The sequence below is a fragment of the Bacillus sp. 05T31 genome (genome assembly GCF_056396725.1).
Genome location: NZ_JBFTMA010000769.1, coordinates 1 through 2,007, shown reverse-complemented (window position 1 = coordinate 2,007; position 2,007 = coordinate 1). Strand labels below are relative to the sequence as shown.

General features: G+C 32.2%; 3 protein-coding genes. 1 reads left to right on the top strand and 2 read right to left on the bottom strand.

The window, feature by feature from the left end; all coding sequences use genetic code 11:
• The coding region (locus tag AC1DJR_RS28010; protein ID WP_477004049.1) for an Arm DNA-binding domain-containing protein at window positions 1-193 on the bottom strand (193 nt) is incomplete at its 3' end.
• A gap of 20 nt (window positions 194-213) precedes the next feature.
• On the bottom strand, window positions 214-732 hold the full coding sequence (locus tag AC1DJR_RS28005; RefSeq protein ID WP_131933046.1) for an ImmA/IrrE family metallo-endopeptidase: 519 nt from the start codon (window positions 730-732) through the stop codon (window positions 214-216).
• A 228-nt stretch (window positions 733-960) separates the two neighbouring features.
• Between AC1DJR_RS28005 and AC1DJR_RS28000 the strand changes: the two genes are divergently transcribed.
• The gene (locus AC1DJR_RS28000) at window positions 961-1,959 is read left to right on the top strand and encodes an HNH endonuclease (protein ID WP_477004048.1); all 999 of its coding nucleotides are present in this window, start codon (window positions 961-963) and stop codon (window positions 1,957-1,959) included.
• Window positions 1,960-2,007 lie beyond the last annotated feature (48 nt).

Genomic DNA, 2,007 nt, shown 5'->3' with positions numbered 1-2,007 from the left:
CACTTAATTGTTTGTCATCAAAATAAATTCCTTTTTCTATCTCTGTAATCATAGTTGCAGCAGCATGTTGAGCTTCTTTTTTAGTTCTAAATCCACTTTTACTTTTTTGTTTTCTTTTGCCTGTCATTGGATCAATACCAATGTCTATTGTAAATGACCATTTTTCTCCACGTTTGTGAAAGTATCCTTTCATAAGTAAATTCCTCCTTATAGCTACTGAATTATTGTGGCATGTTGGGAGATTGTGTGATGGAGTTTACTAGCAAGTAATTGGTTTTCATAGTGCAGAAGCCTTCTTTTAGCGAACTCAAGTGTGACATTAAACGTTTCAGCAATAAATAAGGTTTCTAAGTGGGCAGCAGGGAGTCTTCTTAGCATAAAAGTTGGAATACAAAACTGTAGTGCAAAATTGTTTGCTTTAGCTTCTTGATAGTTTAAAAACATTTTAGGCATAGATAGTTGGTTGCCAGAGTGTAAAAGTATATGGCAAAGTTCATGAGAGAAATCYTCCCAATGCTCGCGTTCYGTTTTTCTACTATCAATTACCAAGCTAGCAATTCCATTTCTTTCAATAGCGTGACTTCCAAATGGAGCGAAATAAAGCCAAATACTTAATTTTTTAGCAATCTCAATCATATCAATCTGTTCAGGAACAAAAATAGATAAGGATTGGTACAAGTGCTGGATATAGTCTTCGAGTTGTGTAGTGTAATAGGGTTGCGATTGAAACAAAATAATTCACTCCATTCATAATTATGAAGAACGTACGTTCTGTATAATTATAATATAATAAAAAAGAGATGTTTGGAAGGGGGAATTGACACTTATGATTTTTAATAAGAAGCATTAAAAAAATTAAGATAAACATTTTATGAATCAACCTCTTGTCAGGGATAAAATGTTACGATACGTTAATAGATGAATGAAATATATGGTAAAGTTAGGTGAAGGCAATTGAAAATGAAAAAATTCGTAAATGCTCAAGAGCTTATGGAATACTTTAATATATCGAGAGAAACCCTTCGAGCTTTGGAGAAAAATGGACTCCCAGTAGTAAGCAAAGGCAACTATGAATTAGAGCAAGTTATAAATTTTTTTAATAATATAGAAGAAAAAATAAATTTAAATTTTAAAATAGGTAAATTCTATACTAATCAGCAAATAATGGATGCATTTAAATGTGATAATAATCAGGGGATGAGAAGATCTCATGCAACTAATTCACTAGTTCTATTTACGAAGATTGAAAAAGATCTTTATCATGATAGATGGGATGGAGAAACATTACATTATACAGGTATGGGAAAAAAGGGAGATCAGACTTTACAAAGCAACCAAAATAAGACCCTGCATGAATCAAATAAAACTGATATAAAAGTTTATTTATTTGAGACATTTGCCAGCCATAAGCACTTTTTTAGAGGAAGAGTTAAACTACAAGGCATACCATATCAAGAAATCCAAGAAGACCAAGAAAAACAAAAAAGGAAAGTATGGATTTTCCCATTGGAGCTAATTAATGGGGATGTTACTGTGCCAGAGGACGTTATTAAAAGTCAACGAGTAAGTAATCAAAAAAAGGCAGAAAAATTAAAAGGTGATGCTTTAAAAGAGCGAGCGCAAAAAGCGAATGTAAAATGTAGTATAAGAAACACTACAACTAAGACGTATGTTCGTGATGAATATGTTGCGCAATATGCAAAAGAACGCGCTAAAGGTGTTTGCGAATTATGTAATCAGCCTGCACCTTTTGAAGATAAGAAAGGGGAACCTTATCTAGAATCTCATCATGTAAAATGGCTGTCAAATGGTGGGGAAGATACCATTTATAATACAGTAGGGGTATGTGCAAACTGTCATCGTCGTTTACATGTTTTAAATGACAAATCTGATGTGGAAAAGTTGGAAGAAAAACTAAAAAAATATATGTATCAAGATAATTGGTTAAATATTTACTAAAAATATAAGGAAGCGATATTGTATGAAAAAAAAAGTATCGGTTGTTGG